Source organism: Desulfosediminicola flagellatus (assembly GCF_005116655.2).
GTDB lineage: Bacteria > Desulfobacterota > Desulfobulbia > Desulfobulbales > Desulfocapsaceae > Desulfopila > Desulfopila flagellata.
This window is the reverse complement of the sequence record NZ_CP050698.1, coordinates 370,574-393,022: the sequence shown is the minus strand read 5'-3', so window position 1 is coordinate 393,022 and position 22,449 is coordinate 370,574. Positions and strand designations below refer to the sequence as shown.

At 45.7% G+C, this 22,449-nt stretch carries 18 protein-coding genes; 8 read left to right on the top strand and 10 right to left on the bottom strand.

Annotated features, from left to right (window positions below):
* The first annotated feature begins 374 nt into the window (after positions 1–374).
* Positions 375–950 carry a TlpA family protein disulfide reductase gene (locus FCL46_RS01605; RefSeq protein ID WP_136809706.1) on the top strand — a complete coding sequence of 192 codons (576 nt, stop codon included), beginning with the start codon at positions 375–377 and terminating at the stop codon, positions 948–950.
* A gap of 17 nt (positions 951–967) precedes the next feature.
* Positions 968–1,567 carry a redoxin domain-containing protein gene (locus tag FCL46_RS01600; RefSeq protein ID WP_217909547.1) on the top strand — a complete coding sequence of 200 codons (600 nt, stop codon included), beginning with the start codon at positions 968–970 and terminating at the stop codon, positions 1,565–1,567.
* A gap of 289 nt (positions 1,568–1,856) precedes the next feature.
* Here FCL46_RS01600 and FCL46_RS01595 read toward each other — a convergent pair whose 3' ends face one another.
* The 9 genes from FCL46_RS01595 to FCL46_RS01555 all read right to left on the bottom strand — a co-directional run bounded on the left by FCL46_RS01595 (position 1,857) and on the right by FCL46_RS01555 (position 13,667).
* Positions 1,857–2,732 carry a formate dehydrogenase subunit gamma gene (locus FCL46_RS01595; protein WP_136809708.1) on the bottom strand — a complete coding sequence of 292 codons (876 nt, stop codon included), beginning with the start codon at positions 2,730–2,732 and terminating at the stop codon, positions 1,857–1,859.
* A gap of 92 nt (positions 2,733–2,824) precedes the next feature.
* Entirely contained in the window at positions 2,825–3,412 is a 588-nt protein-coding gene (gene fdh3B, locus FCL46_RS01590; protein WP_136809709.1) for a formate dehydrogenase FDH3 subunit beta, read from the bottom strand.
* Between the two features lie 15 nt (positions 3,413–3,427).
* On the bottom strand, positions 3,428–6,226 hold the full coding sequence (locus tag FCL46_RS01585) for a molybdopterin-dependent oxidoreductase (RefSeq protein ID WP_136809710.1): 2,799 nt from the start codon (positions 6,224–6,226) through the stop codon (positions 3,428–3,430).
* A gap of 116 nt (positions 6,227–6,342) precedes the next feature.
* On the bottom strand, positions 6,343–6,534 hold the full coding sequence (locus tag FCL46_RS01580; RefSeq protein WP_136809711.1) for a hypothetical protein: 192 nt from the start codon (positions 6,532–6,534) through the stop codon (positions 6,343–6,345).
* A 78-nt stretch (positions 6,535–6,612) separates the two neighbouring features.
* On the bottom strand, positions 6,613–7,230 hold the full coding sequence (locus FCL46_RS01575) for a TorD/DmsD family molecular chaperone (RefSeq protein WP_136809712.1): 618 nt from the start codon (positions 7,228–7,230) through the stop codon (positions 6,613–6,615).
* Complete coding sequence (locus FCL46_RS01570) at positions 7,230–9,098, bottom strand: 4Fe-4S dicluster domain-containing protein (protein WP_136809713.1); 1,869 nt, start codon at positions 9,096–9,098, stop codon at positions 7,230–7,232. The genes FCL46_RS01575 and FCL46_RS01570 overlap by 1 nt, the downstream gene beginning before the upstream one ends.
* A 246-nt stretch (positions 9,099–9,344) precedes the next feature.
* Positions 9,345–10,022, bottom strand: a complete 678-nt coding sequence (locus FCL46_RS01565) for a response regulator transcription factor (RefSeq protein WP_167506015.1) — start codon at positions 10,020–10,022, stop codon at positions 9,345–9,347.
* A complete protein-coding gene (locus FCL46_RS01560) occupies positions 10,022–12,514 on the bottom strand; it encodes a cache domain-containing protein (RefSeq protein ID WP_136809715.1) in 2,493 nt (830 codons plus the stop codon). Before FCL46_RS01560 ends, FCL46_RS01565 begins: the two co-directional genes overlap by 1 nt.
* A gap of 4 nt (positions 12,515–12,518) precedes the next feature.
* A complete protein-coding gene (locus tag FCL46_RS01555; protein WP_136809716.1) occupies positions 12,519–13,667 on the bottom strand; it encodes an ABC transporter substrate-binding protein in 1,149 nt (382 codons plus the stop codon).
* Between the two features lie 287 nt (positions 13,668–13,954).
* On the opposite strand from FCL46_RS01555, the gene fdhD reads away from it, so the two are divergent.
* A complete protein-coding gene (gene fdhD / locus FCL46_RS01550; protein ID WP_136809717.1) occupies positions 13,955–14,749 on the top strand; it encodes a formate dehydrogenase accessory sulfurtransferase FdhD in 795 nt (264 codons plus the stop codon).
* 41 nt (positions 14,750–14,790) lie between these two features.
* On the opposite strand, the gene FCL46_RS01545 is transcribed toward fdhD, so the two are convergent.
* Positions 14,791–15,729: a D-alanine--D-alanine ligase family protein gene (locus tag FCL46_RS01545; RefSeq protein ID WP_136809718.1), complete on the bottom strand. Its 939-nt coding sequence runs from the start codon at positions 15,727–15,729 to the stop codon at positions 14,791–14,793.
* A 137-nt stretch (positions 15,730–15,866) separates the two neighbouring features.
* Between FCL46_RS01545 and FCL46_RS01540 the strand changes: the two genes are divergently transcribed.
* The 5 genes from FCL46_RS01540 (at position 15,867) to FCL46_RS01520 (ending at position 22,299) form a co-directional block, all read left to right on the top strand.
* Positions 15,867–17,270, top strand: coding sequence for an FAD-binding oxidoreductase (locus FCL46_RS01540; RefSeq protein WP_136809719.1), 1,404 nt, complete (start codon positions 15,867–15,869; stop codon positions 17,268–17,270).
* 182 nt (positions 17,271–17,452) lie between these two features.
* Entirely contained in the window at positions 17,453–17,644 is a 192-nt protein-coding gene (rpsU, locus tag FCL46_RS01535) for a 30S ribosomal protein S21 (RefSeq protein WP_420811259.1), read from the top strand.
* 155 nt (positions 17,645–17,799) lie between these two features.
* Positions 17,800–18,735, top strand: a complete 936-nt coding sequence (xerD, locus tag FCL46_RS01530) for a site-specific tyrosine recombinase XerD (protein WP_228723307.1) — start codon at positions 17,800–17,802, stop codon at positions 18,733–18,735.
* Positions 18,736–18,891: 156 nt separating this feature from the next.
* Positions 18,892–21,561 carry a CBS domain-containing protein gene (locus FCL46_RS01525; protein WP_136809721.1) on the top strand — a complete coding sequence of 890 codons (2,670 nt, stop codon included), beginning with the start codon at positions 18,892–18,894 and terminating at the stop codon, positions 21,559–21,561.
* A gap of 99 nt (positions 21,562–21,660) precedes the next feature.
* Entirely contained in the window at positions 21,661–22,299 is a 639-nt protein-coding gene (locus FCL46_RS01520; RefSeq protein WP_136809722.1) for a site-2 protease family protein, read from the top strand.
* Positions 22,300–22,449 lie beyond the last annotated feature (150 nt).

Below are 22,449 nucleotides of genomic sequence, written 5' to 3'. Positions count from 1 at the left end.
TACGTCAAACCTACTGTTACTACATACCAAGACTTCTACTATCCGCGAACTCTCATCAGCATGAGGAGAGCGAACTAGACAACGTTGTTACTTACGTCATAATATATGAAATACTCTATTCGCATACATATATCGACAAGCTAACCATTTTTAACACATATGGAGTCTCATAACCAAACTGTAACCGCTTACTGTATTAGAACAAATTACATAAAAATGGTTTGCCTATGATTCCAGCATGCATTAATTTGGGGTAAGAATATACCAAATCAATATATTCTTTCGACTTTTTCATATACCAGACAAAACATGCTCTCTCATTGTCGCAGTTCTCAGGCAATAACGCATTACTTCATTGTTAACGGAGATTTCCTATGAAGCGCAATCTGCTGATTCCTCTCATTTTTGTGCTGGTTCTCATTATCCAATGTCCGGTTTTTTCAACAGCCGCTTCAGAAAATAAAGAACCGCTGCCCAACCTCAGCCTTATCGTTCCTGAAAATCAGGAGCACAGAGACTATCTTGGCTTACAAGCAGAGCCTGGAGAAACGTTCACCTTTGAAGATATCAAGGCTGATGTTCTCCTCATCCAGCTCTTTAGTATGTATTGCCCTTTCTGCCAGGAAGAGGCTCCAAATGTGAATGAACTGTATAAAGCAATGCAGGAATTCTCTCAACCCGATTTTACAGTGAAAATAATCGGGCTCGGTGCCAATAATTCAGCCTTTGAAGTAGATCATTTCAAAAATACCTACGATGTCGAGTTCCCCCTCTTTCCGGACCCCGACATGAACATGTACAAAACCCTCGGCGGCAAAGGGACACCAGGATTTATCGGCTGCAAAAAGGATGATAAAAGCCAGTACTCCATCGTTCTCAGACAATCTGGCGGATTCAATCAGGTTGAGGAATTCCTCAACGACCTGCTGCGTAAAAGCGGCTACAACTGATGCAGAAGGAGGTAGTTATGAGATGGTCTTTTCTGCCCGTTCTGCAACTTGTACTGTGCTGTTTTGTATTCTCAACTGCTGATGCAGCAAATAAAGCATTCACAGAATATATTTACGACCCCGGAACACTGAAACCAATAGACAGTGAACTCCGTGTATCCGTGGGACAACCTGCCCCCGATTTTTCGCTGTCATCTGTTAAAGGCGAGAAGATCAGGTTAAGCGATTATCTAAACAAACGTAACGTCGTTCTCTCTTTTGTACCTGCTGCCTGGACCCCGGTCTGTTCCGACCAATGGCCAGGATACAATATCGCAAAAAGTTTCTTCGATCAAAATGAAGCGGTTCTTCTCGGGATCACGGTAGATAATATTCCGACGCTTCATGCCTGGACTCTGCAAATGGGTGAGTTGTGGTTTGACGTACTCTCTGATTTCTGGCCACACGGTCAAGTTGCCGAGCGTTACGGAGTCCTTCGAACTGACGGCACTGCAGAAAGAGCCTTGATATTTATCAATAAAAAAGGGATTATCAGCGGGATCTATGTCTCAGACATTAATCTGAGACCACCCCTTGAGGTTGTTGTTGCAGAGTTGAAAAAACTTGGCTCGAAATAGATTACATCAGAAAAAAACAGTAGGTAGTGCTAGAACTCACAAAAAAAATAGCGTGTTCCCCAAAAGGGAACACGCTATTTTTTTGCCTGCACAAACATTTTCGCCAATGAGTGATTCCAACCAGGTCACGCATAGTAGGGATGCGAAAATTGCTGTCACAAACAGATCTTTTCAGGTGAACCATCTTCAGCGTTAACACAATTATCTGAATTCAGCCCATCCAGCATATGGTGTTATGCAGGATGGGCTGATCGCAGAATAGGTGGAGTGCGTGAATGGTTACACAAATTTAATACTTATGCAGGCTGTGAAGAATATCCACTTCGTCTTTTGGCTTGTAACCTGTCTTCATGCTCTCAAGTGATCCTGCAATAGCAAACACAGACATGTAGCAATGAGTCAGGAAGAAAGCAACAATTCCGACTCCCAGTACGTTATGGGCCATTGTGAAGATCCGCACTGTATCAAGGCTGGCACCAAATCCCCAGATGATATAACCGGTATAGGCCATAACACCGCCACCGACGGTGGCGAACCAGAAATACATCTTCTGGCCTGCATTAAATTTTGCCGCTGGTACCGGCACTTTTTTCTTGCTCAGGTAGCCACCAAGAATAAACATCCATTTGATATCATGAAGCTGTGGCAGCATCTCTTTAAACCACATCACAAACATCAACAGACCCGGAAGGGCGAAAACCATTGCCGAGATAAGATGGATATAGCGAGCAGTTCGAATAAGAACTCCACCGCCGAAAAACGAACCGAAAATAATCATCAGTCCAGTAATAACAAGCAGAGAAAACGAAACTGCTGCTATAAAATGTACAACCCGTGCAAACAGGCTGAAAAAATAAATCTGCTCGCTATCATGATCAAAATGCTTGGCACCAATGATCAGATAATGAAGGAGAAACACTGCTGGTACAGCAGTAATCACAAGTAAAAAGATCTTGCTAAACCACTGTCCCTGTAAAATAGTAAATAACTCTCCATACTCCAGCCAATCTCCGGTGATCATCTTCATCAGATTACCGAAATAATCAGATACAGAACCTGCTGCTGCCGCTGACGCATGCATGTCCTGCACAACCGCCGAGCTGGTAAGCCCCGCCGCAACAAGAATAATTGCGAGCAGAAACACAGATGCGATACTTCTCTGCATGATATGCGCTCCTGTTAATATCCTGAATTATCTGTCATCCCTTGGTAAACCAAGGGATGACAGTGTTTACTTAACTCCAAAAGATCACGAAGTTACTTTTTATCGTAAGCTTTACTCCAGCCCCAGGCATTTACACCTGAACCACGCTGAAATACACGTTTACGATAGACGTCAGCTACGATATCAGCATCACCGGCCAGAAGCGCTTTTGTGGCACACATACCCGCGCAAAGAGGTACCTTGCCCTCAGCTATACGGTTCTGTCCATAAAGATGTTTCTCTTCGGCGCTGAAAGTCTCTTCAGGTCCACCTGCACAGAAGGTACACTTATCCATGGCACCACGTGCTCCGAAAACAGCACCTTTAGGGAACTGTGGAGCGCCGAACGGACATGCCATGAAACAGTAACCGCAACCGATGCAGGTTTTCTTGTCGACTAATACAATCCCGTCATCTCTCTGATAGAGAGCATTTACCGGACATACCGCCTTACACGGGGCATCAGCACAGTGCATACAGGATACGGATATTGACTTCTCGCCCGGCTTACCGGAATCAAGTGTTATAACGCGACGGCGGTTTACGCCAACAGGAATATGATTTCCTTCCTTACAGGCAACAACGCAGCCGCTACAATCGATACAGCGTTCTGTATCGCATAAGAATTTTACTCTACCCATGTCATTTCCTCCTCATCAGGCCTTGCTGACTTTACACAGTCCATCTTTAGTGGCCTGAATCTGTGTGATAATGTCATATCCATAGTTGGTGACCACGTTACCGCATTCACCCACAACAAACGGCGCTGTTCCTTCAGGATATTTATCAACAAGTGATTTACCCATTAAGATACCGGCGAAATGATATGGCAGGAAGATTGTCTTTTCATCAACCCTCTCTGTGAATTTGGCCTTAACCTTGATCTTGCCACCTTCAGGTGACTCGATCCAGACCATCTCTCCATCACGGAAACCAAGGTTGTTACCAAGGCGTGGATTGATCTCTGCGTACATCTCAGGCTGGAGTTCAGCCAGATACTGATTACTTCTGGTCTCTGCGCCTGCACCCATATGCTCAACCATACGACCGGTTGTAATAACATACGGGAACTCTTTAACGAGCTCAGGATTTTGCTCAGACTCAAAGCGTGTATCAACACGGTAATGATTTACTTTGTCTTTGTAGGTCGGGTACTTCTTGATCAGATCCGGACGCGGCGAGTGAAGCGGCTCACGATGGATGGGCACCTGATCAGGGAAGTTCCAGACAACACAGCGCGCACGGGCATTACCAAACGGAGCCATACCTTTGGCGATAGCAGCTTTGAGTGTCTTCTGAGACAGATCGGTTTTCCAGTTGGTTCCAGGAACAACATCCTTGAACTCAGGATATCCGCCATCAACCTCAGAACCTGGGTTACAGACACCTTTTGCAGCAAGCTGATTCTCTTTACGTCCACTTGAGTCGTAAGTTTTCTCAAGACCAAAACGGTTTCTAAACGGCAGTCCACCTTCGGATACCGGCTTAGATATATCGTAGAGGATCGGGGTACCTGGATGCTCATCAGTCCAGCATGGCCATGGCATACCATAATACTCACCATCACATGGACCGCCCTTCGCCTGCAGGGTATCAATGTCGAAGGTGTGCCAGTTTGCCATATGCTTCTTGATACGCTCAGGAGTCTGGCCGTTGTAACCGATGGTCAGAGAACCGCCACCGAGCTCACGAGTGATATCTTCAGGAACCTGTTTAATGTTCTTGTAGAACTCGTTTGCAAAACCAAGCTTAGTTACAAGCAATTCCATGATCTGATAGTCGTCTTTGCTGTTATGCACAGGATCGACGACCTTGTCACGCCACTGAATCTGACGGGAAGTTGAAGTAACACTACCGGAGGTCTCATACTGACTTGCGGAAGGCAACAGATAAATGTTGTCTGTATCACAGGCAGCAGCAGCCATAGTAGGGAATGGATCAACTACAACCAGCAGGTCGAGCTTGTTATAGGCCTGAACAACTTTATGATACTGTGAGTTAGAGTTTGCACCACAACCCCACTGAACCATAGCTTTGATCGGAGTATACTGGTGGATCTTGTCATCCTGATTAACACCCTCATACCAACGGGACAGGGTAAAACCAGGCTTATGCATCCATTCTTTATCTTTGAAGCGTGAAACCATCCAGTCAAACTCAACACCCCAAACGCGACACCAATGCTTCCACGCACCCTCGCTCAGTCCGTAATATGCTGGCAAAGAATGAGAAAGAATACACATATCGGTGGAACCCTGAACGTTATCATGGCCACGGAAAATGTTGGTACCACCACCGGATTTACCCATATTACCAAGTACCAGCTGCAACAGACAGAAAGCACGGGTAATTGAGCTACCGATTGAATGCTGTGTACCACCCATACACCAGGTAAGACTGGTAGGACGGTTTTCAGCAAGCGTTTTAGCAACATGTAAAGTCTGCTCAGCAGGAATACCTGTGACGGACTCTACTTCTTCAGGTGTGTATGGCTGAACAGTTTCTACCAGCTCTTCGTACCCAGCTACACGAGTTCGAATGAACTCTTTATCTTCCCAGCCGTTTTTAACAATTACGTTAATCAGGCCAAGCATAAACGCAGCATCAGTACCCGGACGGATACGTACGTAGTCACTTGCTTTTGCAGCAAGCTTTGACCGACGAGGGTCAACTACGATAATAGGTGCGTTGTTTTTCTCTTTTGCATGCAGGATATGCTGCATGGAAACCGGATGCGCTTCCGGAGGATTTGACCCGATGAATATGAAAGACTTTGCGTGTCTCATATCGTTCAGGCTGTTTGTCATTGCTCCGTAACCCCATGTATTGGCGACACCTGCCACCGTTGCGGAGTGTCAGATCCTGGCCTGGTGATCGACGTTATTCGACCCCCAAAAAGCAGCAAACTTCCTGTGCTGATAAGCCATCTCTGTGGAGACTTTTGCACTACCGTTAAAATGCAGAGCATCAGGACCATCTTTTTCACGGATAGCGAGAAGTTTGTCGCCGATCTCGTTCATAGCCTGGTCCCAGGTGATGTTGGTCCACTTACCGTTGACCTTTTTCATCGGGTTCTTCAGACGCTTAGGGCTTGTCACCATATCGATGGCGCCAGCGCCTTTACAACAATGTGCTCCCCTGGATACAGGATGATCTGCTGCGATATCCTGACGTACCCAGACACCATTATGCACTTCAGCTTCAATTCCGCAACCAACGGAACAGTACGTACAGATGGTATTTACTTTCTCCGAACCCACATACGGGCTCGACTTACCTGCTGCGGCATTCGCCTTGCGGGTCATTTTGCTGGTCATTGCAACGCCTGTAAGCGCAGCAGTGGCCGCGGAGATCTTTAAGAAAGATCGCCTCGCAACTTTAGGATTCAGGGTCACCCTGCGACCAGCGGCAACCACGCTGTCCCCAGAGGACTTCCTTAATTTGGATCTGGCCATTTCACGTTCTCCTTGTTGTCGTAGAACTCGTTCTGCAGTCTTGTACTCTTTTTTTGTCTGCCCAACTGCAAAATCACACTGTCACCTCAAATTTTCCGTGCGAAACAAGAAAATTATTAAGAGCGTAACGACTTGTAGTATTTACTGAATTCTGCACTCTCCTTGTACAGAACATCATCCGACTCCAGACCAGCCGGTCCGCTCTTCGCCTTGGCTGGTTTAATAGCAGCTGCAGTACCTACGACCACGGCGCTCCCTGCCAGGATGTGTTTTAGGAATGAACGTCTTTTGTCCGTTTCCTTTTTCATGTTTCCCCTCCTTAATTTAAATAGGGATGTTATTTTCCGGGCCTCTGCCGAACTGCCCGACAGGACCATGTTGCATATTTAGGCTACGGCCACTAAACCCTTCTCGAGGTCCAGATAACCGCAAAGCAGCTGACAGCAGGATTTGTAGAAATCCGATTTAGAGGCCTTACTAACCTCCGTGCTGAACTTGCTTGCAAACGGGGCAAGGTATTCGGTGAGCAGCTTTGCCTGAAAAGTTCGGACCGAATCACTTCCGCTTTGTTTCTCTTCCTCAATCAGACAGGAAAAGATATCCAGCATCATTGGCAGCGAGTCCTCACTGTCAACTACACCCTCTTCCCGCTCAATTCCAGCCTCGGCAAGCAATCCTCTTAGTGACACAAGCGTCTGACCAAAGCTGCGGCCATCGAGATGATAAGAGGCCATAGTGTTTATCTGATTGGCTCCGAAAGGATTGGTAAACAATTCATAATATTCTGTCTGAATATCTGTGAGTGTTTTCTCATTAAGCAGTCTGACCAGATCACGAACCGCACCATCAAAAAGCGGATTTATCTGCTCTTTGGTGAGCGCCGAAAATGTGCCACGCCATCTGCTGAAATTTTCAGCATCAGGTTCAGCCTGGAAAAATGATTTAATAAGGTCTACAAAAAGCAACCTGACTCTGAATAGGTCTCTATCAGTAAACTGTTCCATTATTCTGCACTCTCAAAAAGGTTAACGACTCTGCAGGTTTCGCAGTATTCAAAATGACTGGTATCTACCGATTCTTTTTGTTTTAGAATCGACATAACCCGCTCAAAACTCTTTTTACTGCCAAAGACCTTTCCACATTTTTTGCACTTCATAGCTTCGGCTTCAGCAAGCATTTCCCGGTTGAAGAATTTTTCGTCGAGGGTTGCGCCTGGTATCATCTGCAAAGCATTTTCAGGGCAAACCTTTACACAAATTCCGCAACCAACACAGAGTGCGGAACGCGACATAAGCGCCTGTTCATCGTCTCTTGCACTGAGGGCCTGAATACGGCAATCATTAAGACAGGCAAAACAGTGCGTGCACCTGCTGTCATCACAAAAGATGGTTGCAAAAGGGAGTAATTTGTTGGCTTTGATTCGCGCCTGTCGTCCGGTTTGATCTGTGAAATATTTCAGGACAGTAGCAAGATTTTCACGACGGCTTCCTACGGTCAGATCTACTAGCGGAGCCGATAATGAAAACTCAGATTTTAGATTTTCACGGGTGAGAAACTGCTGGACTGTTGAAATCTCTATCGCTGATGTGTCCTGGCAATACGTGTTCAATAATGATCCGGCGAGAGCAGCCTGGCGCTGGAAAGGCTCCATATCTTCGAATTCTTCATCAAGCCCCAGCAGAACTATTTTCCCTGCACCACTCGCATAAAGAAAGAGCAGATGAAACAGGGTAAGCGCCTTAATTTCCGGATATTCAACAAAGATGACATCCTCGAAACGTTTGTCACCGCTCTGCCACCAGAGCTTATGTAATGCCTTCTCGCTACCGAGCACTACTGTTGTTCCCGCTGCAAGATCTATTGACTGGATATATGAAATAAACGAACTGTCTGAAAACCGTTCATATTGCATCGCACCAGTTGGACATGTAGCTACACACCCTCCGCATTCTTCGCATTTTAGCGGATCAACGTGCACACCCTTTTCACTGGTAGATATAGCACCATGACTACAGGTATCGATACATCGTGAGCAACCGTAACCAAGCTTGCCACTAAACTGACAGAGGGCGGTATCACACAAAACAACTTCATCAACCTGGCTCCCGAACTGTGTTGCAAAAAAGGCAGCAAGTCCGTTCTCCTGATAAATCGAAGTAGTGTCTACAGGCAATTCAAGTTTTGTGCCTTCCAAAACCATGATAGCCGGAATGCGCATTTGACGTTGTTCAGCGCCATAAATATCTATCGCTCCATGCACGCAGGCCTTTTCGCACTCTTTACAAAAAGTGCAGGCAGTAAAATCAACAAAAAGATGTTCATTCAAACACGCTTCAGGACATACGGGGCCGCACTCACCACAATACGTGCACTTCTCTGCATTAACTGGTGTCCGAACCGAATAATCCAGCAAATAGCCGTCCCGGGTCTTGGTGATTTCCAGGTCATTTGCTGTCGGTAATTCAGAATCATAACCAGAAAGCAGAATAGGCTCGATCTCCAACACACCTGAATAGGTATCCAGAAATTTGTTCAGCTTTTCAGCATCAGCCCCGATAACACACAGTCGCGGATCTGGATCAATTGTATAGCTTCTGTAGGTTGTAGCCTGAACTTTTGCCATCTCAGCAAGAGCCAGACGTTTAAGCATCTCATCGCTACCTGCGGTGAGATCATTATTGAGTTGAAGGGTTGGTGACAGGGGAAAGCCCGAATCGGGAGAAATTGAGGGAAAGCCACTGGAAAGTAAAATCGCCCCCCGGCTGTTGGGCGCGAATTCCTGTCCTGGGCGGAGGTTGACCTCAGAGACCAGAAATTCTGGTTCTGACCCACTCCCCTGGGTCAGCAGACACACTGAATAATTGCTACTCATATGATTGTGGACCTTATGCTTGTCGTTGTCACAGGATTGCCCCCTGTCACCAACACATTTTATAAGCCAGACATCCGCGGAAACCTGGTTTCCGCAGTGAGCCTTATATCTTAAAACCAAACGGTTATATGCACCTTCTGCACAATGGTATATGCATATGTGGCACTATAGAAAAGTTATGGCCAAGATTAAATCAGCCCGACACCTTTTCTTTTGTAGGGAGGGAGCGGAGATACGTGTAAGGAATTACCCTACAGAGTTATCAGAGCCGGCGTTGCCGGAATGGGATTTTTCTGTCCAGAGGACTGCGCGACGGGTAAGCTCTGCCGCATTCTTAATACCTAATTTCTGTTTAATTCTATCACGATACGTTCCTATAGTCTTGACGCCGAGTTTCATTCTGTCAGCAATTTCCCGGGTAGAAAGTCCTGAGCCGATCAACCGGAAAACTTCGAGTTCACGATCTGTGAGCACCTCTTCTGTAGGTGCTCCCTGTAGGGAAGGCTTAACATGAAGTTTGTCCAGAAGCAGTGTCATCATGTTTTCGCTTACATGAATTCGCCCTTTAGAGATACTCCGTAAAGCGGTAATCACTGATTCTGACGCCTCTTTCTTCATAATGTACCCCTTGGCACCTGCACGGATTGCCCTCTCCGCCCAAACAGATTCGTCGTGCATAGAGAGTACAAGCACAGGAATCGGACGATCACCTGAGGCAATTTCCTTAACAAGATCGAGGCCATTTTCTTTTGCAAGGGTGATATCGATTATAGCCATATCCGGCTGATGCTCACGCAACGCCTTTCTGGCACCTATAAAATCTTCAGCCACTGCACATACTGTAAAATCTTCTTCCTGATTGAGGAGTTCAGCCATGCCCATTCTGAAAATTGGATGGTCATCGACAATCATTATTTTAGACATCAGGTACGTACCTCTCCGGATATAGCTATAATTGTCCCACCATCCAACTCAGAGCTGATGGTCAACTCTGCACCAATCGCTTTTGCCCTGTATTTCATTGTATGACATCCAAGCCCTTTTCTGGTTATTTCTTCATCAAAACCACTGCCATCATCAACAATTCGTACTGAAAAATTTTCGGGATTAGTCCGCATAAAGATACCTATATTATCAGGACTGCCGTGTCGTGCAGCGTTAAAAACAGCTTCTCTAATGATATAATAGACATGAGTGGCGACAGCATTATCCACCCACTCTCTATCACCCTCAAAAGAATAACTACACTGTACCCTGAACAGGTTTTCAACTTCATTAACCAGTTCTTCAATCGCAGCCTCAAGCCCATGTTCTATAACATGGGCAGGGTATAACCCCTGTGCAAGCCTTCGCGTTTTTTCTATAGCATCCCTGATCAACCCCCTGATAGTGCCAACCTGTTCTGCCTTTTCGGGATCGTCCTGCTCCAGCTTTTGCTGAAGTACCTTACTCAGCAGTTCAACACCGGTCAGATGTGAACCAAGATCATCATGGAGATCTCTGCCGATACTACTTCTTTCCGCTTCACTCACAGCGATAATCTGCCGTTCAAGACGTGTCATCTCCTGCTCAGCACATGTTTTTAATACATGGAGCCATAGACCTTCAAGCAACATTTTCATCTGGCGGGCATCTGTATAGTCATACGAACTGCTGTTATTACAGACTCCAGCCACAACAACGATTTTACCATCATTGTAAATCGGTACATCCAAATGCCGGATAATCTGTTCTGTATATGGGTATATGCGATCCGCATCTTCAAATGTTTCACATGAATTGCGTATTACTTCTATACCATTCCTCACAGCTGCACCCGCAAGTCCGCCCTTATCAATTGAGCGTGACGGCTCGAACTCTAACGATTTCTGCTCGATCCCGTTCTCAGTTACAATAGCATACGAGCAGAGGCTGATATGCGTCTGGGTGCTATTGACCATTGCCAGATACCCTTCCCGACTTCTGGTAATCTGGACTATCCGCTGCAGAATGAAATCATACTTTTCATGAAGCGAATATTTATCCATCATTCCAAGTTGAAGCAGAGTATCAAGACGCAATTCATCACGTCGCAAAAGCAGTTCTTTCTGAATGCGATCATCCACCATTCTGTTGGCCAGTAACCGCAAATCCTCAAACTCCGAAAAAGCCAGATCTGTATTTTTTATTTTCTTTTTTGAGTCAGTCGCCTGTCGCAGGAAATTAGTAAACAAATCAAGGCCATGCTTAATTTTCAACGAGTAGAAGTAGGATATCAGCAACAGCATGGTAACTGCCACTACAAAGAGAATGATAAAGACCGATACGTTTTTAAATGCGATATCACGGTATGACTGCGTTTCAAAGGATATGGCCTCTTCCATATCCTCCATCGACATTGCGGTGCCGAATATCCAGCCCCATTCCGGATATGGCTTCACAAAGCTGAGCTTTACGTGGGTATCACCATAATCAGGATTATTCGTGTAGCTGACGAAATCTCCTTCTGTATTTTTACCCGCTTCAAGCAGCTGCATGCCGTACTTATGGCCGTCAGCACCAACAAGGTCTTCTACAGACCGGCCTAAAAGCCGTTTATCCTGACTGCAGATAACTGTACCATCCCGTCGAAAACCAAATACCTCGCCGTCTTTACCAAAACTCATACTCTGTATGCGCGTAAGCAGGTCGGCCTGAAGAATATCCTCAAGTGCATCCGTATAAATACCGGCTCCGATAAACCAGTCAAATGGTTCAAAATACTTCACAAAAGCAATTTTGGGAAACGTCCTGCCGGGAAACTGTGGTTTTACAAGTTCATAACGGTATACTCCGGCACCTTTATCCCGTACAATACTGCTGATATCTCCGATAACATCCCTACCTGCTATGGAACCGAAATCACCTGATGAGCGCCCTTCGAACCAGGGTTCGTCAGCAAAAAGATCTATCCGCCCCTCACTTAAAACCCCGGCAAAATGATAGCCATTACCATTGTCCCAGCGAATCGGCCTCAGCGCCTCGGCTACCATTGACCGAAGTTCTTCGATATCTTTTTCATCTTTGTAAAGTGTGTACATATGGGAAGCGATGGTGTAAGCGGACTGCACCTTGTCACGAAGATCCTCTTCTATGCGCTGATCTGTCTGTGATCGTTTATACTCTATGAAATCGACAACTTTCCCGTATTCTTCCTGAACCCTGCCCCTATACCGACTATTATAATTGCTGCGAATATTCTCAATACTCTCTTCATAAGCCTGGAATTCGTTAACCATCCAAAATACACCTATAAAGAGCGTGAGCCCGAAGATAACAAGCATTGAAGCATAGAAAGGTGCTGATGAAAGTGATATACGCTTTGGCCCAGGTTCGGGGCAGAAAATACTGCGGATAGCCCTTCCGGCCGGCTCTGCCACCCTGTCACGGATACTCATATGTTTATAGTTCCTCGATCTCAGGAAAGATCTTCGTTACGTAGATTGTATCAAGCCCCTGATGATCGTTCGGTCCGAACTGCAACACAAGCCCTCCAAGATCAAAACGTCCCACTTTATGCATTGTCTCAACAAAGCTTTCCCTACTAAGTGCACCCGGTACAGCCTTGGCTATCCTGGCAAAAAGCTTGCCCGCAATATATCCTTCAAGCGAGGTGAAACTTAAGGGTACGTCATGCTGATATCTGCTCATGGCTCGTCGATACTCACGCACCAACGGGATGGATTCGTCATTCGGGCGTGGAACCACCTGGGAGACAATCACATCACTGCCATAACCGCCAAGTGTCTCACGCAGGCTTTCTGTCCCGACAAAAGAGATGTTACCATAAATCATATCCCGGCCTATCTTAGTTTTACTCAACTTGATAAACTCGGCACAGGCAGAATACGCCCCCACCAGCACCACAGCTTCCGGGTCTGCCTTATATATTTCTTGTAAGCCTCCCATTACGGCAACAGTATTGCGTTCATAACTTCCGGTTGAGACCAGCTTCATCCCCCGTTTTTCGAGCGCTCTCTCTATACCGCGAAGTCCGGCAAATCCGTAACTGTCATTCTGATAGAAGCAGGCAATTCGTTTGACATTTCGATGTCCTATAAGATAGTTAGCAAGGCCCTCCATCTCCTGAAAGTAGCTGGCTCTTACATTGATAACATATTTTCTGAACGGATCGCGAAGGAGTTCAGCACCGGTGAATGGTGCAAAGAAGGGAATTTCGTGTTTTTCAATTATCGGTACTACCGCTTTTGAAGTGGGTGTTCCCACCTCACCGATAAGCATGAGTACACGATCTTGCGTGATCAACTCACGGGTATTGCGAATCGCCCTGTCAGGCTCATATCCGTCATCTTTACTGAGCAGTTGAATCTCTCTGCCATTTACTCCACCCTCGTCATTTACTTTGGAGAATGCGGCAAGCAGACCACCACGCAACTCAAGACCAAGATCTTTGGCTGGCCCGGTCAGGGCACATGACTGCCCCAAAAGAATAGGATGACGTACTTTACCACTTTCAGCCGAAAACACGTCAGTGTGGAAAATACAAACAATACAAAAAAGCAGCATTAATATCCGATACCAATACACCATGCAGGACCTCAACAAGCTGTGACCGGCACCTTAATCCCCTGGAGATTTCCGGGAAGCATTCGGTCAGAGTTAAAAAAATAGATGAGATTTCAGTTAAAAGCAAGACCAATCAGCCTTGTCAATATCGACAGGAGGGGCCATTTTTCGATAACATAATACAATCAACACCAATACCCTCTGATTGCCACCCTGTGATAATTCTTGTTGAAATCTGCTACCACTGTCTATACTTTGTCTACTCTTTCATGTCACACAGCAATTAAAAAAACACTAGGGAACAGGGTAATATGGCAGACCAGCAACAATCTTCAACAGCTCTCACCATGGGACACACCACCACCATCGTTACGCCAGATGGCAGAAAGGAACAAAAAGAACAGGTGGCTATAGAAACCCCCTATACCATTGCACTCAATGATGAGACTATCGGATCATCCATGGTCCTGCCAATAGGGTTGGAAGAGTTCGGCGCAGGTTTTCTTTTTGGTCAGGGCTACATAACGAAGCCAGGAGAAGTCAAAGAAGTGATTATCTGTCCTGAAGGGCGGATAGCCGTGTATGCTGATGTTGAATACACCGAACCCAAAGAGGTGATCATAACCTCAGGCTGCGGCGGTACCGGTAAAATCTCTAAAGAGATGCTTGAAGGTGCATTCGAACCTCTGCTGGAGACAACAATAACATTTCCGGAAATACGCCAGTTCATACGTCAGTCACTCCACTTCTCAGATCTTGGAAATGATACACACTGCGTCCACGGTTGCGGCTTATGGCAGGATAACTGCCTTAAAGTATTTTACGAGGATGTCGGAAGGCACAACGCTGTAGACAAGGTACTGGGCGCTATTCTGCTGGGCAAAGCATCCCCCCGTGGAGCCATTTACACCACAGGTCGGCTGACTTCTGATATGGTATTGAAATGTGCCCGAATCGGAATCCCGATTATTATGTCGCGCACTGCACCATCATCACTCGGCCTGGCCATAGCACGTAGATCGGGAGCTACCCTGGCGGCTTATGCACGCCCGGACAGACTGAATGTCTTTAATGCCCCCGATCGTATTATCTGCGACTCTATATAACATTTACCCTGCGGCAGATTTCGGCATTCTGCCGCAGGTTGCTATTTCTCCATTCCAAGCTCAACCAGCCGCTCCAGGAAATCAGGAAAGGGCAGACCAAACTCAGCCGCAGCTTGAGGCAACAGACTGGTGGAGGTCATACCCGGGATAGTGTTCGTTTCAAGCAAATACAGATTTTCGTTCTCATCAAGCATCATATCGGTTCGCGAATAGCCCCTGAGTCGTAACACCTTATGCGCCCTCAAGGCAAAGTCCTGCGCTTTTCTGGTAACCTCTTCACTCACCGGCGCCGGGCAAATTTCATTTGATGCCCCAGGCTTATATTTGGCGGTATAATCAAAAAAGGTAAACTCCTCTCCCGGTACGATCTCTATTAACGGTAAAGCTTCCAGAGTATCGTTGCCCACCACGCCCACGGTAAGTTCCCGACCGCGGATATACTGTTCAACCATAACCTCACGACCATGGGTCAGTGCTTTTTCGATACCATCTATAAGCTCGTCTTCGGTCTTGGCAATGGTCATCCCAAGACTCGATCCCTCTCTTACAGGCTTAACCACAAGAGGTAGACCAAGTTTTTTGGCAATACCTTTGCCCGCCATCGCGTTTTTCGGGGTAACAATCTCCGATTGCGCCACAGGTAAACCTTCAAGCTGGTACAGTTCTTTGGACAGATGCTTATCCATTGCTATTGCGCTGCCAAGAACTCCACTCCCCTGATGAGGAATATTCAGCAGGTCAAGCAGTCCCTGCATTGTGCCGTCTTCACCCTGTAAGCCGTGTAACAGTATAAACGCAAAGTCTATTTCATCTTTAGCTGCCACCAGATCCGGGAGATCGGTAGCTGTGTCAAACCTTCGAACAGAGAATTTGTCTTTGGGCAAAGCTTTTTCTACTTCGGCCGCACCGTTGAGGGATACCTCCCGCTCACCGGATGTACCACCTGCCAGTAAAGCTATACGGATTTTTTGTCCTTGCATTAGATTCTCTCCCTGTGTTAATCGATCTTTTCCTTCAGCCGTGAAACCGCTGGACTATCTACCACCAGGATGTATTTTACATACACGGCCAGTTCTACACCTTCACCTCCACAACACAACCTGTTGATCTGCAAAATATGAATACGGAAATCATAGATACACTGCAAAAAATCGTTGGTTCATCTCATTGTACAACCCGGCTTGAAGATCTGCACTGTTATTCTTATGACGGTCGAGGAACGCCTTCAATGCCCGAGGCTGTTGTGTTTCCTGATACTACAGAGCAAATAAGCGCCATCATGAAGCTGGCAAGTCATTATCGGTTTCCGGTTGTTCCCCGTGGCGCAGGAACAGGTATGACTGGAGGTGCAATTCCGGTTAAAGGTGGAGTGGTGATAGCACTCTCACGGATGAACAGGATAGTTGAAATTGACACCGCCAACCAAATAGCAATAGTTGAACCTGGTGTAATTACCGCACACCTCCAGAGAGAAGTAAAAAAAGTCGGTCTTTTTTACCCACCGGATCCGGCAAGCCTTAAATTCTGCACAATTGGCGGTAATGCCGGAGAATGTGCAGGTGGACCTTCCGCAGTTAAATATGGGGTAACCAAAGATTTTATAATGGGCCTCGAAGTCGTACTTCCTTCTGGAGAGATCATCACCACAGGAACCCGCACAGAAAAAGGGGTAACCGGTTACGATCTCACCCGCCTTTTTGTGGGTAGCGAGGGTACGCTTGGCATAATCACCCGACTCACATGCAGACTGTTGGCATTACCTGAAGATAAAGAAACATATCTTATCAGTTCTTCTTCATTATCTGCAATCACCGGGCTTGTTGCCAGAATACTTAATAATGATATCACCCCGTGCACGCTTGAATATATGGACAGGACCGCTATACGCGTTGTTTCAGGTTTCATGACAGACCCTCCGCCTGCTGGCACAGAGGCCATACTCCTGCTTGAGCTGGACGGGACTAAACAGGAAATTGAGCAACTTCGAGACAAACTTCAGCATATGCTTGCCAAAGAACCTGAGTTTGAAGTTCGACGAGCGGAAAGCAGTGACGAGGTTACACAACTCTGGCAAGCCAGACGATCTATCTCGCCTGCGACATTTAACCTGAAACCACATAAAATAAGTGAAGATGTAGCTGTTCCACGCAGCCGAATACCTGAACTCGTCGCCTACTGCGAGCAACTTTCTAAAGAGTTTTCTCTCACTATCCTCACTTTCGGGCATGCCGGAGACGGCAATATCCATGTAAATATCATGCTCGACAAAAGTGACCCAGCTCAATTGGCTGCTGGCGAACAAGCTAAAGAACGGCTCTTTCAATTTACCATCTCCATCGACGGCACCCTGTCTGGAGAACACGGGATAGGAATCACAAAGTCGAAATTTCTGCCTCTCGAGCTAAATCCTGCCACCATTACTGTCATGAAACAGATCAAGGCACTCTTTGATCCACTCAATATTATGAATCCAGGAAAGATATTCCCTGAGGATGATTCAATTTCCTCTGAAAAAAGGTGATATTCGTCATTTGTCACCATACAGATTTTGACTGTTTTCCCCAGAAAGGGATTGACAGAGAGGAATCTACTTTATATATAAACAAGGTTATTGTCGTGTGTTTTTTATATTGGGCGGATATGCTGCTTCCTGCATAGTCCGCTTATATTTATTGAATAATTTCCAAAACGGAGACCCAGATGATTGAAGTTGAAGTTCGAGGTGATCTCGAATATGCAATTCGCCAGCTGAAAAAGAAACTGCAGATTGACGGTATTAAAAGAGAACTTAAGCGTCGTGAGTACTATGAGAAGCCAAGCGTAAAAAAACGTCGCAAGCAGGCTGAAGCTCGTAGAAAGCTTCGCAAGTTCAACCGTCTCAGAAGGGCGAACTAATTTTGTCAGATGTTTAGTGCCTTTACTGTTGAATCTGACAAAATAAGGGCAACGCAAATTACTCTTATACAGATTACGTATACTTATAAGCAAGGCACTTATCCAGCTCAGCTGGGTTAGAAAGTTTATACAAACTTTTTAAACACTGACAGATTGTGATACGGTCTCCCGGAAATACCAAGCCGCCTACTCTTCCTGAACAGTTTATAGCAGCACATGAATTGTTCCTGCAGCACCTAATCTCAGAGCGGCGGCTTGCGGAGAACACAGTTATCGCCTACTCGGCTGATATCAATGTGTTTTTCACATTCCTTATCGCGCGACGAAAAAAAGCGTTGCGGGATGTCAATATAAAGCTCATCCATAGTTTTCTTGAACACTGCCTGAAAGAAAATATCTCTCATCGCAGTAATGCCAGACGTGTGTCTTCACTCCGGACATTTTTCGACTTTCTAACACAGCGAAATATTCTCGGCTCTAACCCCTTTTCAATGGTGGACTTACCGAAAAGCGGGCACACGCTCCCCAAAGCACTTTCTATTACCGAAGTCAACACTCTGCTCAAGCCCCCGGCTATCCTGACGCCTATTGCCCGTCGTGATCTGGCGATGCTCTTTCTTTTGTACTCTACCGGCCTGCGAGTCTCTGAACTTGTCACCTTACCGCTTTCCTCATGTAATCTAACCTCATGCTTTATCCGTGTTCGTGGTAAAGGTAATAAAGAGCGCCTTATTCCGTTTGGCACACAGGCACGTGACAAGATAGAAGAATATATGGATCATGCCAGGCAGCATATCCTCAAAGGGCGACGTTCAAATTACCTGTTCATTACCAACCGCGGCAGTTGTATGACTCGCCTCAGGTTCTGGCAGATTATTCGTAAAGTCGCACTTGCTGCAGGTATTGACAAAGAAATTTCACCACATATGCTCAGACACTCTTTTGCAACCCATCTGCTCTCACAAGGTGCAGATTTAAGGGCTGTCCAGATGATGCTTGGTCATTCAGACATATCAACAACACAGGTTTACACCCACGTCGATCAGGATCGATTGAAAAATATCCATAAAAAGTTTCATCCAAGGGGATGAAATCGTGTACATATAATCAATATTATATCGATTATTTCATGGATCTGCTGATTTCATAGCCGAAGCATCAAGGGCGTGGCGGCATAGTTGTAGTAAGAGAGATATCTTTCATATCAAAGCACTTTTGTGCACCACCGAGCAAAGTACACCAATCTGATGCAAGTAATAACCACCCACCTTAATGCCGATTTTGACGGCATGGCTTCCATGGTTGCAGCCCATAAGTTGTATCCAGATGCTGTACTCGCCTTCTCAGGATCTCAGGAAAAAAACCTACGGGATTTCATTTCTCAAACCCTACTGTACCGCTATGATTTTCAAAAATTAAAAACCATTGATATCGATAAAATTGAGACACTTATCATTGTTGATACCCGATCATCTGACCGACTCGGCGCCTTTGCCAAGTGTATCAATAATGGTAAAACCCAAATACATATCTACGATCATCACCCGATGAGCCCAGGTGATCTTGAGGGAACAGTTGAAGTCGTCAAAGATTTTGGAGCCACTTCAACCATCTTTACCCAGCTCCTGCGCGAACGGGAAATTGATATCACTCCTGAAGAAGCAACCATTCTCTGCCTGGGTATTTATGAAGATACGGGCTCACTGACTCACCTCACCACCACCCCAGAAGATCTGGAAGCTGCAGCCTGGCTCGTACGAAAAGGTGCCAAACTCGACATCGTGTCACAGTTCATCACCTACGAACTAACTACCATGCAGGTTCAATTGCTGCACGATCTGATGAAGACCGCCACTCAATACACAATTCAATCTATTCCCATTGTGGTGGTGACCCACTCTCTTACTGACTATGTAGATGATTTTGCACTCATTGTTCGTCGATTTATGGCGATGGAGAACCTTGATACACTCTTTGCGCTTATCTCTATGGCCGGACGTATCTATCTTATTGCAAGAAGCAGAATCCCGGATATCAATGTAGGTGTCATTGCCCGCGATATGGGTGGCGGCGGCCATGCCACAGCGGCTTCTGCAACAGTAAAAGACATGACGCTGATCGAAGCACATGAAAAACTCATTCAAATACTGCACAGACATGTGCGCCCGCAACCTATTGCCCGCGAATTAATGTCTACTCCGGCAATAACCATACCTGCTGATATCACCCTCGAAAATGCCCAGACCTTACTTAATCGCTACTCAATAAACTCGGTCCCAGTAGAAGCATCCGCTGCCAGCCGTAAGACAGGCGACCCATTTCTGAATATTGTCGGTATCATAACCAGACAGGTTATCGAAAAGTCAGTTCACCATGACCTCGGAAATCTGCAGGTGGGGGAATACATGTCGACTGATATCGATTTTCTTTCACTCAATGCAACACTTTCCGATATTCAGGAACTGATCATCGAGAATCGGCAAAGACTCATTCCGATTCTGCAGGATGGCAAACTTGAAGGTGTCATCACCCGTACAGATTTACTCAACCATCTGGTTAACGATCCCGCCCATCTGCCGAAAAATCTTCTCCACGAAACGGAATATCCGTCTCTTGAAAGAAAGCGTAACCTCAACAGCCTGATTATAGATTGTCTCACAAAACAGATGATTGAGCTGCTTCAGGTTATCGGTGAAGTGGCTGACCAGGTTGGCTTTAACGCTTATGCTGTCGGTGGTTTTGTTCGTGATCTGTTACTCAAAAAACGTAATTTGGATCTTGATATCGTCGTAGAAGGTGACGGTATTCTCTTTGCCAAACATCTCTCAGGTCGACTTAACGGCAGATACCGTACCCACGAGCGTTTCGCAACGGCGATGGTTCTCATGCCTGATGGATTTAAGATAGATATTGCCACAGCCAGACTCGAATATTACGAATATCCGGCAGCACTTCCCACTGTAGAGCTTTCATCTATAAAGCTCGATCTCTATCGGCGCGATTTTACTATCAATGCCATGGCTGTTCAGCTCAACCCAGCCAGTTTTGGCACATTAATTGATTTCTTCAACTGCCAGAATGACCTCAAACATAAGCAAGTGAAGGTTCTGCATAACCTGAGTTTTGTTGAGGACCCGAGTAGAGTTTTCAGGGCGATCAGATTTGAAAAACGTATGGATTTCATCATTGCTCCCCATACAGCACGACTCATACGTAATGCTGTTAAGATGGAGCTTTTTGGCAAAGCCACAGATACACGACTATTTTCTGAAATACGGCAGATTTTTTCAGAAGAAAACCCCATTCCAGCCATTGAACGGTTGGCTGAATTCAACCTGTTCCAGTTCCTCTGGCCTGATCTCAGACCACATCTGAAGATTGATCGGAGATTTCACCATATTCTGCAACAGGCTCAGCGGGCGATTTCTTGGTATAAATTGCTCTACCTCAAAGAGGAATGTTCTACCTGGATGGTCTATCTGCTCGCAATCATGGGAAGGTCACAAATAGATGTGCTTGAAGCCTTCTGCAAGCGCTTTCTTGTTCATCCGAAAACTGCAGAAACGCTGATTATACAAAAAATGCACGCTGACAAAGCTGCCAATCTGCTTGCCCGCAGGAGCGTTCTCAGCAACAGTGAGATTTACTGGTTACTCCAGGAACTCGATATAGAAGGGCTGCTCTACATGATATCAATCGCCAGAAAAAGCGATGTAAAGAAAGCTGTTTCCAACTATGTCACCGATCTCCGCCAGACCAAAACACTCATTGCGGGTCGCGATCTCATGGCAATGGGATATCAGCCTGGACCAACATTCAGGACAATGCTCAACGACCTGCTGGATATGCGCCTTGACGGTAAAGTAACTTCAAAAGAAGAAGAAATTGCATATATACAAGAGAACTATCCGCTATGAGCAGCTTTTCATTGAAAATCTGATGATTAGAATAGATATCTACATATAGAAACAATTCATTCATCATCAAACAGCATAAAACGTTTAGCAATTAATCATATGTCTGATGTAACACAGTATTTATCACAACTTATTATTCTGCTTCCACCATTACTTGTGGCATTAACCTTACATGAGTTAGCGCACGGTTACGTAGCATGGAGATTAGGAGACCCCACGGCTCAGCAAGCCGGTAGGTTGACCCTAAACCCAATCAAACACCTTGATCCTTTAGGGACACTCACATTAATTGTTACCCAAATGATAGGATGGGCTAAACCTGTACCGGTTAACCCTCGATTTTTCCGTCAGCCTGAACAGGGCATGCTACTGGTCGCTATAGCAGGTCCTCTGAGCAATCTTCTACTCGCCGCCATATCAATAGTACTCATTCACCTGACGCCGTTTCTCGTTTCAGTAACTCCCCAAAACATGTTCTATACCCTTGAGCCTTTGAGCAAAATGCTCTTTATCAGCCTCAAAATAAACATCGTCCTGTGCATCTTTAACATGATTCCTGTGCCGCCACTTGATGGCAGCCGAATCCTGGTCTGTCTTCTACCCAATACTCTTGCTATCAAATATATGAAGCTTGAAAAATTCGGGTTTATCGTCATCCTAGCGCTCGTATTCAGCGGAGCATTACGTCACATTTTTAAGCCTGTATTTCAGTTCGTTCTTCAGCTGTTACCGTATTGAGCAGCATTTATTTGCATAGTATATCCTACTGTTTTTAATAGCACTATTTCAGCACCATTTTTTTTGAATATTTTTCCTTGCTATTTTAATATATTACAACATTTTTTTCACTTAATACCTATTCCTACTCTCAACAATATCGCCCCATCC